At 46.7% G+C, this 16078-nt stretch carries 16 protein-coding genes and 1 pseudogene; 5 read left to right on the forward strand and 12 right to left on the reverse strand.

Features of this window, described 5'->3' with window-relative positions:
- Positions 1-12: 12 nt before the first annotated feature.
- The 11 genes from BUB19_RS18680 to BUB19_RS18730 all read right to left on the reverse strand — a co-directional run bounded on the left by BUB19_RS18680 (position 13) and on the right by BUB19_RS18730 (position 11068).
- Positions 13-516 (reverse strand): DNA topoisomerase IV, encoded by a 504-nt coding sequence (locus tag BUB19_RS18680; RefSeq protein ID WP_073096669.1) that lies wholly within the window; start codon positions 514-516, stop codon positions 13-15.
- A 97-nt stretch (positions 517-613) separates the two neighbouring features.
- Entirely contained in the window at positions 614-2206 is a 1593-nt protein-coding gene (locus tag BUB19_RS18685) for a sialate O-acetylesterase (RefSeq protein ID WP_143156098.1), read from the reverse strand.
- Positions 2207-2276: 70 nt separating this feature from the next.
- Positions 2277-3053, reverse strand: a complete 777-nt coding sequence (locus BUB19_RS18690; RefSeq protein ID WP_394333888.1) for a phenylalanine-4-hydroxylase — start codon at positions 3051-3053, stop codon at positions 2277-2279.
- A 466-nt stretch (positions 3054-3519) separates the two neighbouring features.
- The gene (gene aroF, locus BUB19_RS18695) at positions 3520-4539 is read right to left on the reverse strand and encodes a 3-deoxy-7-phosphoheptulonate synthase (protein WP_073096675.1); all 1020 of its coding nucleotides are present in this window, start codon (positions 4537-4539) and stop codon (positions 3520-3522) included.
- Positions 4536-5309: a tryptophan synthase subunit alpha gene (gene trpA / locus BUB19_RS18700; protein WP_073096678.1), complete on the reverse strand. Its 774-nt coding sequence runs from the start codon at positions 5307-5309 to the stop codon at positions 4536-4538. Before trpA ends, aroF begins: the two co-directional genes overlap by 4 nt.
- 6 nt (positions 5310-5315) lie before the next feature.
- Entirely contained in the window at positions 5316-6506 is a 1191-nt protein-coding gene (gene trpB, locus BUB19_RS18705; protein ID WP_245802903.1) for a tryptophan synthase subunit beta, read from the reverse strand.
- A 12-nt stretch (positions 6507-6518) separates the two neighbouring features.
- Positions 6519-7160, reverse strand: coding sequence for a phosphoribosylanthranilate isomerase (locus BUB19_RS18710; RefSeq protein WP_073096680.1), 642 nt, complete (start codon positions 7158-7160; stop codon positions 6519-6521).
- A complete protein-coding gene (gene trpC / locus BUB19_RS18715) occupies positions 7157-7978 on the reverse strand; it encodes an indole-3-glycerol phosphate synthase TrpC (RefSeq protein WP_073096682.1) in 822 nt (273 codons plus the stop codon). Before trpC ends, BUB19_RS18710 begins: the two co-directional genes overlap by 4 nt.
- 2 nt (positions 7979-7980) lie before the next feature.
- On the reverse strand, positions 7981-8991 hold the full coding sequence (trpD, locus tag BUB19_RS18720; protein WP_073096685.1) for an anthranilate phosphoribosyltransferase: 1011 nt from the start codon (positions 8989-8991) through the stop codon (positions 7981-7983).
- Between the two features lie 12 nt (positions 8992-9003).
- A complete protein-coding gene (locus tag BUB19_RS18725; RefSeq protein WP_073096688.1) occupies positions 9004-9567 on the reverse strand; it encodes an anthranilate synthase component II in 564 nt (187 codons plus the stop codon).
- Positions 9568-9661: 94 nt separating this feature from the next.
- Positions 9662-11068 (reverse strand): anthranilate synthase component I family protein, encoded by a 1407-nt coding sequence (locus BUB19_RS18730; RefSeq protein ID WP_073096691.1) that lies wholly within the window; start codon positions 11066-11068, stop codon positions 9662-9664.
- Positions 11069-11492: 424 nt separating this feature from the next.
- Here BUB19_RS18730 and BUB19_RS18735 point away from each other — a divergent pair, with 424 nt between their 5' ends.
- The 5 genes and pseudogenes from BUB19_RS18735 (at position 11493) to BUB19_RS18750 (ending at position 15397) form a co-directional block, all read left to right on the forward strand.
- Positions 11493-12332, forward strand: coding sequence for a sulfurtransferase (locus BUB19_RS18735; protein ID WP_073096694.1), 840 nt, complete (start codon positions 11493-11495; stop codon positions 12330-12332).
- Positions 12325-12429: pseudogene (locus BUB19_RS24560) on the forward strand (HipA family kinase); the annotation flags it as partial. The gene BUB19_RS18735 and the pseudogene BUB19_RS24560, both read left to right, overlap by 8 nt.
- 155 nt (positions 12430-12584) lie before the next feature.
- The gene (locus BUB19_RS18740) at positions 12585-14132 is read left to right on the forward strand and encodes an AbgT family transporter (protein ID WP_073096696.1); all 1548 of its coding nucleotides are present in this window, start codon (positions 12585-12587) and stop codon (positions 14130-14132) included.
- A gap of 12 nt (positions 14133-14144) precedes the next feature.
- Positions 14145-14993, forward strand: coding sequence for a serine hydrolase (locus BUB19_RS18745; protein WP_084097467.1), 849 nt, complete (start codon positions 14145-14147; stop codon positions 14991-14993).
- Between the two features lie 80 nt (positions 14994-15073).
- Complete coding sequence (locus BUB19_RS18750; protein ID WP_073096699.1) at positions 15074-15397, forward strand: four-helix bundle copper-binding protein; 324 nt, start codon at positions 15074-15076, stop codon at positions 15395-15397.
- 208 nt (positions 15398-15605) lie between these two features.
- Here BUB19_RS18750 and BUB19_RS18755 read toward each other — a convergent pair whose 3' ends face one another.
- Positions 15606-15992 (reverse strand): DUF2784 family protein, encoded by a 387-nt coding sequence (locus BUB19_RS18755; protein WP_073096702.1) that lies wholly within the window; start codon positions 15990-15992, stop codon positions 15606-15608.
- Between the last annotated feature and the right edge of the window lie 86 nt (positions 15993-16078).

A 16078-nucleotide genomic window follows, 5' to 3' on the forward strand; every position in this document is an offset into this window, starting at 1 on the left:
AATTCTGCTTTTTCAACTTAACATTTCACCTGATTTCACCTGTTTCATCTTTCCTGTCAGCAGGAAGACAAGGACCATTATCCATACCAATAATAACAGGGGTGCCAGGTAGAAAAAGAAATTAAATTCCGAACTGCTGATTTCATTCTGGTTGCTGAGACTATGCACATAAAAAACCAGTGCGGCACTGGCCAGGTTGAGTATACCGGTGAAAGAGAAAATCCAGGCCAAAATCTTGTCTCTGTAGGGATCTCCCACGGGGAAAAGCCTTTTCAAGGTGAGGCTAATTTTCATTTCTATTAACTTGGCAGGTATGACCAACAACAGATTGAAAATCAAAAAGAAGACTATTGAAATATAAAAAAAAGCATCCCGGCTCACTTGTTTTTGTGGCATGCCCAGGTCATTGACCGCATAGGTGGCAAACTCGGGTAGTGCAGCATAAACATAGAGCAACAAGAAAAGGAAAAGTCCAATAGAAAGGAAATAAAACACTTTGGCAAAACGGGTATACATGATTTTTCAATTAGACCGCTAATATAAAAATTAATCCAGTACCGGGAAGGGGAATTTTGCTGAGCCGATTCAAAGACCCGGCAGTGGCCACTCCCAATCACCTGAATTTCAGAATGCGAACTGCCTCATGACCTATACCGTGAATGATCAATTTATCCGGGTAGACGGTTACCACCGCTCCCAGTGCCGGAGAGCTTGCCTCCACCATCCCTTGAAAAGTCAGGTGGTGCAGTCCTGTTTCGTCCTGAAGATAGTTCCCTTCGTGGTGGTGCCCGGAAAACCAGGCCACCAGTGCCGGCGAATGCCCAACCTCCCTGATTACTTGCCGGCTATTGAGCAGGTGAAGGCCATTTTCTGGCAAGAGCGGATAATGACAAAAAACCAGCACTTTTTTACCGGCTTTCTCAGCATCCTTCACTTGCTGACTGAGCCATCGAAGCTGTTCGTCTCCAATTCCCCCATTCCAGGGTTTGGCATTATTGGCTCCTGCAGCCTCCAGTTCCTCCATCAGGGAGGCTGCTTTTTGGTAGTTTTCGCTACCCTCAGGGTGACCTTCCAGACTGATGTCCATTCCGTTTACCACCAGAAATACCAGATGGCCTTTTTCGAAGGCATAATACCCCATTTCATTGCCCAACTTTTTACCCACCTCCTGTTTGAGACTATCTGCGACCGAAAAATCGTGGTTCCCCCAAACATGGTGAAAGGGGGCCCTGCTCTTGTCGAGGATAGCCAGAGGCCGGTCAAAACTGGTAAAGTCCCTGTCTATGAGGTCACCCAGGTGGACTGCAAAGCTCAGGTCATATGCATTCAGAAAGGGAATGGTTTGCTCCAGTGTGGTCAGCGTACCCCGGTAATTTCGCTTGCCGGCGGTGGCGGCATCGGCGTACTGTACATCAGTGATCAGGCCAAAGGCGAAGTGCTCAGAGCTGGTATTTTCATCCAAAAGTGTTTTCATTTTATCGGCATATCTTTCTCCGAGCAGTATCTGGCTGGGACTGTCAAAATGAGTACTGTCGAAGGTAGCGGTCCCAAAACCTGCCACCAATGCGGTATAAGGGATTTTTTCCGGCAATTCAAGCATCATTGTGTTGAAGGCTTTACGGCTTGCCTTGTCTTCCGATAGCTGACCCGCCACAAAGGCTAAGCGGGGCAAGCCCAGGGAATCGCGTAAAGCGCCGACCAAAGTATCGAGCTGAGCCATATATTGCTCCACGGCTCCCGCATTGGATTCACCCTGGTGCCAGATTATGCCCCGGATCTTGCCGTATTTCGAAGCGGACCGTGCCCTTTTTAATATTTCATCAAAAAAATGGGATCCCGGCATCCATTCCTCGATGGCGAACCCACCCCGGGCATTGACCACCATGCCGATGTGCTTTTCGGGGTAAAGTTCCTTCATTTTCCTGACAAAGCCGTAGGCTGGGCTGAGCCGCTGCATGCTGCTGTCCTTTCTTACGCTGGAGTAGATATTCATTGGGTTGGAAGCTGGCTGCCAATCGGTTCCCGTAAATACATAAGCCCCATCAACCGGAGCCTCCAAATCTTGCTGTACCACTGCCCTGCCGGCCATATTGGACTGCCCGATGGCCAGGTATATGTCCAGGTTATCCTGGGCAAGCAAAGGCGTATGGATCCCCAATACAACCAGGAGAAGTAAATTGAAATATTTCCTCAATGAAAGGCGCATCTTGATGTAATTTATTACCAGAAAACATGTGGTATCAAGATTAATAAAAAACACCCGAAATACGCCGGAATTATTCGCCTTTTTCCAGTAGGTCTACCAAATTTCTTTCAATGGATGGGACCGAGGCATAGAGCATTTCGAAATCATCGATGACAAAATACCGGTCCTGAAACTTGTTTTTCCAGAAGGGAGTATTCATTACCATTTCCACATCGTAGGGAAGCTGCTGGGGTTCTTCCGACAGGCAGTATTTGGTCTCGCCTGCTGAGCTGAGAATACCGGCCCCGTAAATTCTCAAAGCCCCTCTTTCCCGGATCAAACCAAACTCGATGGTGTACCAATAAACCCTCGACAGCAAATCAATGGCCAGGGGATTGTCAATAAACTTCAGAGCAATGCCCGCCAATTCCTTGAGAAAGCGGGTATAATCCGGGTCTGTAAGCAGCGGCAGGTGCGCAAATGCATCGTGAAACATGTCCGGCTCTTCGAGGTAATCCAGGCTTTCCTTTTTGCGCAACCAGGTAGAAGCCGGAAATCGCTTGTGATACAGCAAGCCGAAAAACAGGTCGTCGTCAATCAACCCCGGAACTACATGAATGGCCCATCCGGTGATATCGGCGAGGCGTTTATTGGCCTCCTCAAAATTGGCTATCCCCTCGGCTGAAAATCCAATGGTCTGCAAACCCTCCAAAAATTTTTCAGAGGCAGCCCCTGGCAGGATTTTGTATTGGCGTTCAAATAAAATTTTCCACACTTCAAAATCTTCCTGGCTGTAGCTGCCATATTCCTGTTTTAGCGGATCAAGACGTGGATCTGATAATACATCGTCCGGTTTTCTTGCCATCATTTTTTTTCGTTTGGAACACACCTGCCAAAACCGCCCTCCTATCGGCTTGCAGAGTGTCTGGACTATCGACAAATTGTTATAAATAGAACGAAAAAACACACCGACAGTTTGACAATACCTATAAAGTTATATTTTTAAAATGTAAAATTTAAATTTATGAGTCCTGACCGTAATAAACTGTAGTCCTGTCTTCTGCTATTCATAAAAATGGCAGATAAAATCATGCCAAAACCAGACGAAGATCCGGTACTACTTAAGAATTGAGGAGCTATCCAGATGGGCAAACCTTCGGGATTTCCCTAACCTTTATGCCTCCAAAAGACGCTTAGCTTAACAGACGGCTGTACTTTCAGGCTGCCCTCCCTGATAGCTGCTTTTAGTGAGATCTGCCGGTTCAAAACGATTGCGCTGCAGGAGGCGACAGGACGATGATTTCCATGGGCCTTTCCCCACCGTGCTGCTGCAGTTACAAGAGGTCAAAGGTCTTCCTCAAGGCAAAGGTTTTTCTGATCTGATCTGCCAGCAGTGCACTTTGTGCGAAATTTAACGTTTGCTGCCCATCAGAATAAGCTTTATCCGGATTTTCGTGGGATTCGTAGATAATACCGTCTGCACCTGCCATTACCCCTGCCAGGGCCATTTGAGGCACAAATTCCCGAATACCAATACCGTGGGAAGGGTCAACCACCACCGGCAAATGGGATTTTGCCTTAAGTATAGGAACCGCATTCAGATCAAGGGTATTTCTACTTGCTTTTTCGTATGTCCTTATCCCCCTTTCACAAAGAATCAGCTTTTCATTTCCGCCGGAAAACACATATTCGGCAGACTGCAGCAGCTCTTCAATGGTACCAGAAATGCCCCTCTTGATCATTACCGCCTTGTCTACTTTGCCCAATTCATCCAGGAGGTTGAAATTCTGTGTATTTCTGGCCCCTACCTGGAACACATCAATATAGTCGTGCATTTCCTCAATCTGGGATACCTGCATGACTTCTGTTACGATCTTGATGCCGGCTTCTCTGGCCTGCTGATACCATATTTTCAGGCCTTCCATTCCCAAACCCCGGAAGGCATAGGGGCTGCTTCTGGGCTTGAATACACCACCCCGCATCAGGCTGATCTGGTTTTCCTTCATGTGTCCGATCACCTTTGCAATCTGCTCCTCTGACTCAATCGAGCAGGGTCCGGTGATGATGGCCATTTCTCCGTCTTCAATACCAATACCATCTCCCAAGTCAATCCTGGTTGGTTTTACCTTCCATTTTTTAGACACCAACTTGTATTCATCCGACACAATATGTATGTCCTGAATACCATTCAGCAAGCCGATTTTCCTGATATCAATGGCTGCCTTGCCAATACCGATCAGGTAATCACCTACCTGGGTTTTGACTTCGGTCACTTTATATCCCATGTGGTTGATTTGATCCATCAGGGCAGCTTTCTGGGTGTTGCTGATGTCCTGGTTTAGTTGTATAATCATGATATGACACTTTGAATGTACTGGTAAATATCCTTTTTCAGGTCTTTTGAATCCCTGAGTACATGGATAAAGGCACTCCCGATAATGGCACCATGAGCATGGGCCGCAGCCGTTTGAAAGGAACTGCTGTCTGAGATACCAAAGCCGATCAACCTGGGATTTTTAAGCCCCATGGCCTTAACCCTTTCGAAGTAAGCGATTTGCTCCGGAGATACGGATTTCCTGGCTCCGGTAATACTGGCGGAAGATACCATATAGATAAAACCATCTGTGTTCTGATCGATTTCCCGAATACGCGCTTCTGACGTTTGTGGGGATATCAAAAAAGTGTTACGCAGGTCGTGGGCATCAAATAGTGACTTGTATTCGCTCAGATACTGCTGCATAGGAAGATCAGGCAGAATAAGTCCATCCACCCCGACTTCTTTGCACTTTTTACAGAATGCATCCATTCCATATTGCACCACCGGATTCAGGTACCCCATCAGGATAACGGGTATGCTCACCTTTTCCCTCATCTGCTGCAATTGCTCAAACAACAGATGGAGCGTCATCCCGTTTTTCAGTGCCTGGTTATTGCTTTCCTGAATGGTAGGCCCATCTGCAATAGGGTCAGAATAAGGCACCCCGATTTCAATGATATCTGCGCCCGCAGCTTCTATCGCTTCCATAATGGGTAAGGTGTCTTGTAACCCGGGAAAGCCTGCTGTAAAGTAAATGGATAAAATCGATTTTTTCTTATTTTGAAATAGTTGATCTATGCGATTCATATCAGTTTAGTAATTTCCCCATTTGATGTATGTTTCCAAATCCTTATCGCCTCTTCCGGAAAGGTTGATCACAATCACATCCGAGGACCGGTATTTAATTTGCTTCAGGGCATGAAAAGCATGGGCAGACTCGATGGCAGGAATAATGCCTTCCAGACGGCTTAGCTCAATACCAGCCTGCATGGCATGCTCATCCTCTACTGCCACAAACTCTCCGCGCCCGGAATCGAAGAGATGCGCATGAACCGGCCCTATACCCGGGTAGTCCAGTCCCGCCGAGATGCTATGTGGTTCTACTACCTGTCCATCTGCTGTCTGCATCAGTAAAGTCCTGCTTCCATGGAGAATCCCGGGTTTTCCTAACACAGTGGTAGCCGCCGATTTACCGGATAGTACCCCCAAACCCGCTGCTTCTACAGCGATCAGTCTCACATCAGCCTGGTTATAATAGTGATAAAATGCCCCGGCGGCATTGCTGCCACCGCCTACGCAGGCAATCACCAGGTCCGGATTTTCCCTGCCTTCTTTTTCCATTAACTGAACTTTCATTTCAGCAGAAATGACAGACTGAAACCTGGCGACCATTTCGGGATAAGGATGTGGCCCCACTACCGACCCGATGATATAATGCGTATCTACCGGATTATTGATCCACTGTCGCATGGCTTCATTGGTAGCATCCTTCAGGGTCTTGCTCCCGGAATTGGCCGGTACCACATTGGCTCCGAGTATCCGCATGCGTTCGACATTGGGTTTTTGTCGCTCCATGTCCACAGCACCCATATATACCGTACATTCCATACCCATCAGGGCACAAACCGTAGCAGTCGCAACGCCGTGCTGACCCGCTCCGGTCTCGGCGATGATGCGCTTTTTGTTCAATTTCCTGGCCAGGATGATCTGACCTACGGTATTGTTGATCTTATGGGCTCCTGTATGGCAGAGATCCTCCCGCTTCAGGTAAATTTTTGCGCCATATTTCTCAGATAGCCTGTTGGCAAAATACAGGGGCGTGGGCCGGCCCACATAGTCCCTGAGAAGCCTGTCAAACTCTTCTCTAAAATCCCCTGAAGCCATGATAGATTCATAATTCTCCCTTAGCTCCTCTATGTTGGGATACAGCATTTCAGGAATATAGGCGCCTCCAAACTGCCCGTAAAACCCGTTTTCGTCTACTTTTATTATCGCTTTATCCATCTATATTATTATTTACTTGGCATTGCTTTTTATTTCCAGAGCAAATTTACGGATCAATTTCAAATCCTTCCATCCCGCCTTTTTTTCAAATCTGGAGTTGATGTCTATTCCCTTCATGGCTGGCAGGCTCTGGTAACATTCCAGAATTTCAGCTACCTGCTCTGCGCCAATCCCTCCGCTGAGCAAAAAGGGCTTGTCGAGGGTATATTCTTTCAGAATTTCCCAATTAAACCGATGGCCCGTACCTCCAAATGAAGGCCCATCTGTATCGAAAAGGAAATAATCCACATGAGGCAGGTAAAGCTCCAGAGCCTCCCAGGACCAATCTGCCCCCATACGAAAAACCTTAATCAACTCCCCCTCAAATCCATTTCTGATTTCCTCTACCTGCCCTACAGACTCATCGCCATGCAGTTGGACCTTGTCCAGGCCATAGGCATGTACCGTACTCCGGATAAGGGCAGCGGATGCATTCACAAATACCCCGACCCTAGGAATCGGCCACTTGCGGTAGCTGTCGGGAGCATGCCCAAAACCGGGAACATAACGCCTGGAAGGCGGGAAAAAAATCATTCCCATCCAGTCTACAAGGCCTAGTTCCACCAGGCCCTGAATATTACCGGGATCTGCCATGCCACAGACCTTAATGATCATGCCTCTTTGGTTTTGTACTGTTCGCTAATTAATTTCCTGTACTGCTGCATGAAATTATAGGCTGCCTGATGTGGCCTGATGGTTTTCATGAAATTTTCTCCGATGAGGAATCCATCGTAACCTGCCTGGCCTAACCGCACCAGAGTAGCCGGATCGGACAAGCCACTTTCTGAGATCTTTACAAATTTTTCCGGAATGTCTTCCGCCAGTTGCAGAGATGTTTCCACATTGACCTCAAAAGTTTTCAGGTTGCGGTTATTTACGCCCACCAGGTCAATGTTGTCGTTAAGGCTTTCTTCCAGTTCCCTACGGTCATGCACTTCCAGCAATACTTCCATACCCAATTTTTTGGCCAATTTAGCCAGGTCTTCCAGATGTTTTGGATCCAGTGCCGCGGCAATCAACAGGATGCAATCCGCCCCCAGAGAGCGAGACTCAATGATTTGATATTCATCGACCATAAAATCTTTGCGAAGTATCGGACAGAAATTGAATTTTCTGGCCTGTCTCAGGTCCTCGTCAGAACCCCCAAAAAACTCCTGATCGGTCAATACAGACAAAGCAGATGCTCCTGCCTGCATGTAGCCTATGGTGATCTCTTCAATTTTTGCATTTGTATTGATCCAGCCCTTTGACGGAGATTTTCTTTTGAATTCGGCAATGATGCCCGTTTTCTCCGGATCTTTTAAGTACTGTTGCATAGATACGGTTTGGCCGTCAAAAAAAAGGCTTTTTTCCAGCAACTTGACCGGGTAAAGACTTTTTCTTTCCTCTACTTCTGATTTTTTAAAGGCTACAATTTTATCCAGTATATTCATGTTCAACCGATATTTATGGATGTTTTCGGATCTACCAATTCTTTAAAAACACGCAATGCTTTTCCATTTTTCAGACTGTCGGTGGCAGCTTCTCTTGCCCGGTCGTAAGTCCATCCCGCGTTTGAGGTCAGTAAGGCTGCACTGGCGTTGGCGATGACCACAGACTCTTGTTCGGTGCTTCCGCTGCCTTCCAACACCTTTAGAAATATCTGTGCCGATTCCTCTACTGTCTTTCCACCCTTGATGGCATCCGGGTATATGGTGCTAAAACCCAGGTCTTCTGCACTCAATACCTGTTCACCACTGTTGGAAATCCACTTGAGACCACCCGTCAGGGATATTTCATCGTAGCCGTCCAGGGCATGCAAAACACTGAATCTGACATCATTGTTTTGGTACAGATACGCATATAGCCGGGCTAGTTCCAGACTAAACACTCCTACAAGCTGCTTTTTGGGAAAACTTGGGTTTACCATCGGACCAAGCATATTGAAAAATGTTTTGACGCCCAGTTCTTTTCTCACAGGTCCGATATGCTTCATGGCAGGATGAAACAGCGGGGCATGCAGGAAACAAATCCCCGCCCTGTCCAGACTACTTTTCAGCTTATCGATATCGTTGGTAAACTCATATCCAAAATGCGCCAGCAGATTGGAGGAGCCGCAAACTGAGGACACCCCTACATTGCCATGTTTGGCAACCGGTTGACCCGCTCCCGCTACTATAAAAGAGGCCAGGGTAGAAATATTAAAGGTATCTTTACCGTCTCCACCAGTACCGCAGAGATCAATGGCCCCATACTCGGGGATCTCCACCGGAATGCAGCGTTCCAGCATGGCTTCCCTGAAGCCCATCAACTCTTCGACCCGCACACTGCGCATCATAAAAACGGTAAGAAAAGCAGCCATTTGGCTGTTGTTCACCTCTCCGGAGGTCATTTCTTTAAGCACAGCTTTGGCTTGGTCTTTACTCAGGGTCTTGTGCTCAATAAGGTGGTTCAATATATCTTTCATTCCAATTTATTTTTAAGCTCCTTCAATCCAGTTTTTGACAATCTGCACGCCATTTTCGGTCAAAATGCTTTCCGGATGAAACTGCAATCCTTTCACCCTGTACCGCCTGTGCCGCACGGCCATGATCTGCCCATCTGGCGTCTTGGCAATCACCTCAAGATCATCCGGCAAAAGGGTTTCGTCAATCACCCAGCTATGGTACCGGCCAACGGTAAAAAATTCCGGAACGCCATCAAACAGCGGATCCGGCTGGATTCGTACTTTGGAAGCCACACCATGCACCACTTCAGTCAGGTTGATCAGCCCTCCACCAAAGGCTTCACCTATGGCCTGATGCCCCAGACAAATACCCAGAATATCTTTGACAGAGGCATATTTCCTGATCAATTCCGGCATTACACCTGCCTCGGAAGGTATCCCCGGACCGGGGGAAAGCATAATCTTATCATACCTGCCCACCTCCTCCAGACTTATCTTGTCATTCCTGTAAATATCAGGACTGTATCCCAGGTCTCGGATAATATATACCAGATTGTATGTAAACGAATCGTAATTGTCCAGTACCAGTATTTTCATTTGCTATTTTATTATCTTTTTACGGCCATTTTAATGCGCACTTGTGATCATCATTCCAACCTGAGTGCTAATCCCTGCACGCAGCGTTTTTTATTTAAATACTTTCTGCGGATTTGAGGGCTACATTCAATGCTTCAAGCTTGTTGCTCACTTCCTGCAACTCGCTCTCGATGGAGGACTTGGCGACTACCCCTGCACCTGCCTGAAAACGAAGGCGGTTATTTTCCGAAACAAACGACCTGATCAGGATAGCATGATTAAAATCCCCGTTGAAACCTAAAAACCCAATGGCTCCTCCGTAAAACTTTCTGGCACAATTTTCCAGACCGTCTATCAGCTCCATCGCCCTGTACTTAGGTGCTCCGGACAATGTGCCCGCCGGAAAGGTATCGGCGACCAATTGAAGTGGATTGGCCCCGTCGGGGAGTTTTCCGGTGACTTTCGACACCAGATGGATGACATGTGAATAATACTGAATCTCCTTGAATACTTCTACATTGACCTTGACTGAAGAGCGGCTGAGATCGTTTCTGGCAAGGTCTACCAGCATCACGTGCTCTGAGTTTTCCTTGGGATCATCATATAGTTTCACAGCCAGCTGGGCGTCTGCTGCGTCATTGCCCGTACGCTTGAAAGTTCCGGCTATGGGGTATATGGTTGCCGTCTGTCCCTTGACTACAATCTGCGCTTCAGGGCTACTGCCAAACACCTTATAGGAGCCGTAATCAAAGTAAAAAAGATAGGGGGAGGGATTGATAGAACGCAGCGCTCTGTAGACGTTAAACTCATCTCCTTTGAATGCTGTAGAATAGGTGCGGGAAAGAACGATCTGAAAAACATCTCCCCGGAAGCAATGGTCTCTTCCCCTGGCCAGAATTTCGAGAAACTCCGGATCCGTGTAGTTAGAACTCACCTCCCCCTTCAGTTCAAAACCATAACTGGGAAGGTTTTTATTGTTCAGGATCATTTCAATTTTGGGGATGCCGGATTCCCCCGGATCATCGTCCAGATAGTGTTCAAAAATGTGCAACTCGTTTTTGAAATGATCCACTACAATCATGTTTTTGTAGACTGCATAGTGGATTAAGGGAACCTCTGACTCATCTGTATTTTGCAGATGGATGTCTTCAAAATAATTGACGGCGTCATACTGAATGTAGCCAAAAAGGCCATTGGTAATGAATTTGAAATCAAGCTGCTCGTCCTGAAAGTTATTCGAAAAATTCCTGAGCGCATCCATTATTTTCTCCCCTTCGCTCAGGCTACGCAAGCTGGTAGGCTTTCCGGGCAGCGACTCTCTGATTTTGCCCCTGACCAGAGAAAAGGAAGCCATGGGTTCACAACAGATATAGGAATAACTGTTTTCGTTTCCGTGATAATCAGAACTCTCCAGAAGAATGGTATTGTTGTACCTGTCACGGATCTGCAGATAAATACTCACCGGAGTAATGGTATCTGCCAGCAGCTTTTTGTACCGGGTTTTTATTCTTATAGGTTTCATTGGACGTATATTAACATAAAAAAAAGGCTTGCCGGGAGTCCAGCAAGCCTAAGTATCTTTGTTTATTCAAATTTGGGCAATGGATAGCTGTTCTCCCTCTAAAAGAAGTAAGCAAGCCACCACCAGATTTGATTCGTTTTTTTCATAAGCTGGAGCAAATATAGAAAAGGCCGTTCATTTTCAAAAGTTATTTTCTTTAATTTTAAATCGGTTTGACGGATCTTTAGAGATTGTATTTATCACCTGCGTCACAACTATAACCGCAATAAGTAACCACCTGTGAAAGCACAGTGGCACACAAACGATTCATCCGGGAGAAAAATTTATGATTTGCTTGATATCTGAATCATTTTTCAATTATATTCCGAGATGCCTGTGCAATCCCCTCTATCTTTGAAGCCAATCAACCATAAATAGCGTATATATGACCTCTACCAACCCTGTTATTTCGCCAAAAGAATTGCTGGAATTGAAAGAAGACAAACAGCTGGTACTAATAGATGCCAGTTTTGACAAAAAAAATTACGAAACCATCCACCTGCAGGGAGCGCTACATGTGGATCTGAACCGCCAACTGTCAGAAATCGGTGAAGATGCCGCCTTTGGCGGGCGCCATCCCCTACCCCAACCGGAGGAATTTGCAAAAACCCTGGGTGTACTTGGCATCAGGCCGGAAAGCCATGTAGTAGTCTATGACGACAAGTACGCCGGCATGTCCGCTGCGCGATTTTGGTGGATGCTCCGGGCCCTGGGCCATGACAAGGTACAGGTGCTGGACGGAGGCAAAGCAGCAGCAATCAAAGCGGGTTTTCCTGTCAGCCAGAAAATAGAAGTACCTGAGCCACAAGCATCCTATCCGGTATCCGGCTGGCAATTGCCGCTGGCGGATCTCGAAGAAGTGGAGATAGCAGCTACAGACAGGCAAAAAATAGTGCTGGATGTAAGAGAAGCTGAGAGATATCTGGGAATTGCCGAACCCATAGATTTGATCGCCGGTCATATCCCGGGTGCAGTCAACATCCCCTTCTCGGAAAACCTGGACGATCAAGGCAGTTTTTTATCTCCGGATGAATTGAAAAAGAAGTATGCCTCCGCGCTTGCCCGGTCCCCGGACGAGGTCATTGTTCATTGCGGTTCGGGGGTCACCGCCTGCCACACCCTCCTGGCAATGGCCCATGCAGGCCTGCCCATACCCAAGCTGTATGTAGGATCCTGGAGTGAATGGTCCAGAAATAACCTGCCAGTGGCAAAAGGGAATGAGTAAGATAAGCCTCCGCTCCGTTAATGTCATGCAATACAAAATGCCCCTGCGGGAAGGCGGTTCTTTACCCGCTTTAGCGTTGGCAGATGATGGGTTTGCGTAGGTGGTGAAATTTCGCGGTGCCGGGCAGCGGGAGTTATCTTCTATCAAGACCGGTATTGTTTTCACGGCCTGATCAAATTATCGCATAATTTTTTACCTAAGGATCGGGGAAATGCGCTGCAGGTTATTAATTTTGGTTTTCTAAAAACAGAAATGGACGATAACTTACAAAAAAACAGCCTGTTGGATCGCTTTCTAAATGCTATTGAAAAAGCAGGGAACAAGCTCCCCGATCCTGCCATCCTGTTTTTATTTCTGATGCTGCTGACCTGGATGTTATCGGCTTTGCTCTCTCCCATAGATTTTGGCGAAATCAATCCGACCTCGGGCGAAAAGCTATACATCCAAAACCTGCTAACAGGTGAAAAGATGGCCGATTTCCTCTCAAGAATGATTGCTGTTTTCATCAACTTCCCGCCTTTGGGTGTCGTGTTACTCGCCATGCTGGGTGTAGGGGTAGCGGAGTACTCCGGATTTATTCCGGCCGGATTGAAATACCTGCTGGGGTTTACTCCCAAAAGTTTGCTTACCCCTATATTGGTATTGGTAGCCATCGTAAGCCATACTGCGGCAGATGCAGGTTATGTCCTGGTTATTCCCTTGGGAGGAGTCATTTTTTATGCGGCAGGCAGACATCCACTTGCAGGTATCGCCGCAACTTTCGCAGGGGTTTCGGGAGGCTTCAGCGCCAATTTTATCCCTTCTGCAATAGACCCGCTCCTTCAAACCTTCACCCAATCGGCTGCACAAATCATCGACCCGGAAATCAGCCTCAACCCCCTGAATAATATTATTTTCACTGGACTTTCAAGCTTTGTAGTGATCGGAGTGGGCTGGTACCTGACAGACCGGATCATAGAACCCCGTTTGAACCGGACGAATCCGGTAGACCAGGATCTGACGGATGTCCCAAAAATGGATGCATTGCAGCCAGCAGAGAAGAAGGGCTTCAAAATTGCCAGCATGGTCATGCTGTTGGGCCTGATCGGGCTGTTCTTGTGGGCAGTTCCGGATAACTCCAGTCTGAGGAGTCCGGACGGGCGAATCACCGCTTTTTCGGCTCCGCTGATGCAATCTATCGTTCCCTTGATCTTTCTGGTGTTCTGGATACCCGGTGTCATATTTGGTTTTATCTCCGGTAGCTATAAAAATTCCAAAGATGTGATTGCCTCCATGAGCAAGGCCATGGGGAGCATGGCACATTACATCGTCATGGCATTTTTCTGCGCCCTGTTCATTGATGCATTTACCCAATCCAATATCGGCGCGATGACGGCCCTGAAAGGTGCATCCTTTCTTCAAAGTCTGCAGCTCCCCTCACAGGTAACGGTGGTGGGTATTATTTTTTTGAGTGCCTTTGTAAATCTTCTTGTAGGTTCAGCTTCTGCCAAATGGGCCTTGATCAGTCCGATCTTTGTCCCCATGTTGATGCAATTGGGTATCTCTCCGGATTTGACACAGGCGGCCTATAGGGTGGGTGATTCTGTCTCTAACATCATCACCCCCTTATTACCGTATTTTCCGCTGGTAGTCATCTTTTGTCAGCGCTATGTGAAGCAGACGGGCATAGGCACACTGGTCTCCCTGATGTTGCCCTATTCCCTTTATCTGCTTGTCATCTGGACCATTTTCCTTCTGATTTACTGGACTCTGGGAATACCATTGGGATTACAATCAACCTATACCTATCCCTCCCTGTAGCATTTGAAAAACATGATTACTATCCAACAATCAACATGGTGTGTGTTACTGCTGCTTTGCCTTTCAGTCCTTTCACAGGCAGCAAAGGCACAGGAGACATGGGAGGTTTTCATGGAAAAAATTCCGGAACACCTGCAAGTCTCACTGCTCATTCAGGATGAGGAAGGCCAAACGCTATTCTCCCAAAGTGCGGACAAGCGCATTCCCTCCGCCAGCATCATAAAAATTCCTATTCTGATTGCCCTTATGGAAAAAGTGGAAAATAGGGAAATAACGCTTGATGCCCGCTACTCCTTACAAGCAACAGACAAGGTGGGTGGTGCAGGGGAGCTGCAGCATCTTCCGGACGGGTCCGGGATTACTTTCCGCTACCTGGCTGAGGAGATGATCCGTATCAGCGACAACACCGCCACCAATATCCTGATCCGGGCCATAGAAATGGGCTACATACAGGACTGGCTGAAAAAAAATGGCTACAGGGATACCCAATTGAACCGGTTGATGATGGATTTTAAGGCGATAGAGGAAGGTAGACAGAATTATACCAGTCCCCGGGAAATTAACGACATACTTTTAAACCTTTGGGAGGGAAAATGGCTAAAAGAGGATTCAAGAGCGGAAATCATGCACTGCCTCAAAGGATGTGCAGACAACAGCACCATTCCCAGCCTATTGCCTGCAGGTACGGTAGTGGCGCACAAAACCGGCACCCTCGATTATGTGCGTGGAGATGCCGGGATAATCTTAGGGGATAAACCACTGATATTGTCCGTATTTGTAGAAAATTTTGAATCCATGGAGGAAGCAGAGTCTGCTATCGGAAAGATTGCCTTAAAAGCCTTCAGGGATTTTGGCAGGTAATATCTATTACGCAAACTACATTCAGCTTAAAAAGGGCATGGTTTTTGGACTTTTTCCTTTTAAACCCAAATGACAAAACCATGAAAAGTACTGATTTGATCCAAATTCTTAATGAATGTGCCATGAGTTGTAACCATTGCGCAAATGCCTGCCTGGATGAGGAGAATATTCAGCACATGGTAGACTGCATCCGGACCGACAGAGCCTGTGCGGAAACCTGCAGTACCACTGCAAAACTATTATCCATGTCTTTCGGTCCCCTGGATGAATTACTGAAATTTTGTGCCAGAATATGCGGAGCATGTGCCGATGAATGTGAAAAACATGAACACGAGCATTGTCAGCGCTGTGCCAAGGCCTGCCGCAAATGTCAGGAAGCCTGTTTATCGGTTTTGACAGAATAAGGATATTATCTGATTGCAGTACTAATACAATTCCGGTAGATTCTTTGACTTCAATGGACCTGAAATCAAGATCTGTTACAGAACCCTATTCGCAGTATTGGCCTATTACCCTCAGGTGCAACTATTTTTTTTTGCCCAATTCCCCTTTTCCCGGTATTATGAAATCTAATACCTAATCGGGGTTGAACTTCCAACCATCAAATTTTCTTCATCTTTTGGTTTGGAAAAAATTGACCCAAACTGAGGCAATCAATGCCAGAAAGGCCAGTAAAACGGTAAAGAAATCCACCCATCGCGCTGGAGGCAAAATGCCGAAAAACCTACTGAACAGGTAGCTGATATAAGAATTGGGCATACTGGATTCCCCCAGATCTCTCAGGATCTGCCAATGCCAGTCTGTGAGAAAGCAATAGCCCCAACCATACCAGATACCCAGAAAAAACCAGGACAAAAAAGTAAGCGAAATCGTCAAAAAATGTGCTCTTTGCCACTTTTTTACCATCCACCCAAATAAATTGAAAAGGATAAGGGTGGTGTGCAATACCAAAAAGGAGTAATCGGCTAAAACCAACCAATTCACTGAAAGTGCTGACATTTTTTAAGATTTATTCAAACAAATAGATCACTCGGAAATGGTCTGTACCTATCCGAAATAAAACCATCCATTTAATATACGGATTC

Origin of the sequence: Cyclobacterium lianum (assembly GCF_900143075.1) — a bacterium.
In the GTDB taxonomy this organism is placed as follows: Bacteria; Bacteroidota; Bacteroidia; order Cytophagales; family Cyclobacteriaceae; genus Cyclobacterium; species Cyclobacterium lianum.

Bases quoted from the DNA above. Each gene is read 5' to 3' on its own strand.
- BUB19_RS18680 (WP_073096669.1), bottom strand. From the start codon at position 516: ATGTATACCCGTTTTGCCAAAGTGTTTTATTTCCTTTCTATTGGACTT.
- BUB19_RS18685 (WP_143156098.1), bottom strand. From the start codon at position 2,206: ATGCGCCTTTCATTGAGGAAATATTTCAATTTACTTCTCCTGGTTGTA.
- BUB19_RS18690 (WP_394333888.1), bottom strand. From the start codon at position 3,053: ATGATGGCAAGAAAACCGGACGATGTATTATCAGATCCACGTCTTGAT.
- aroF (WP_073096675.1), bottom strand. From the start codon at position 4,539: ATGATTATACAACTAAACCAGGACATCAGCAACACCCAGAAAGCTGCC.
- trpA (WP_073096678.1), bottom strand. From the start codon at position 5,309: ATGAATCGCATAGATCAACTATTTCAAAATAAGAAAAAATCGATTTTA.
- trpB (WP_245802903.1), bottom strand. From the start codon at position 6,506: ATGGATAAAGCGATAATAAAAGTAGACGAAAACGGGTTTTACGGGCAG.
- BUB19_RS18710 (WP_073096680.1), bottom strand. From the start codon at position 7,160: ATGATCATTAAGGTCTGTGGCATGGCAGATCCCGGTAATATTCAGGGC.
- trpC (WP_073096682.1), bottom strand. From the start codon at position 7,978: ATGAATATACTGGATAAAATTGTAGCCTTTAAAAAATCAGAAGTAGAG.
- trpD (WP_073096685.1), bottom strand. From the start codon at position 8,991: ATGAAAGATATATTGAACCACCTTATTGAGCACAAGACCCTGAGTAAA.
- BUB19_RS18725 (WP_073096688.1), bottom strand. From the start codon at position 9,567: ATGAAAATACTGGTACTGGACAATTACGATTCGTTTACATACAATCTG.
- BUB19_RS18730 (WP_073096691.1), bottom strand. From the start codon at position 11,068: ATGAAACCTATAAGAATAAAAACCCGGTACAAAAAGCTGCTGGCAGAT.
- BUB19_RS18735 (WP_073096694.1), top strand. From the start codon at position 11,493: ATGACCTCTACCAACCCTGTTATTTCGCCAAAAGAATTGCTGGAATTG.
- BUB19_RS18740 (WP_073096696.1), top strand. From the start codon at position 12,585: ATGGACGATAACTTACAAAAAAACAGCCTGTTGGATCGCTTTCTAAAT.
- BUB19_RS18745 (WP_084097467.1), top strand. From the start codon at position 14,145: ATGATTACTATCCAACAATCAACATGGTGTGTGTTACTGCTGCTTTGC.
- BUB19_RS18750 (WP_073096699.1), top strand. From the start codon at position 15,074: ATGAAAAGTACTGATTTGATCCAAATTCTTAATGAATGTGCCATGAGT.
- BUB19_RS18755 (WP_073096702.1), bottom strand. From the start codon at position 15,992: ATGTCAGCACTTTCAGTGAATTGGTTGGTTTTAGCCGATTACTCCTTT.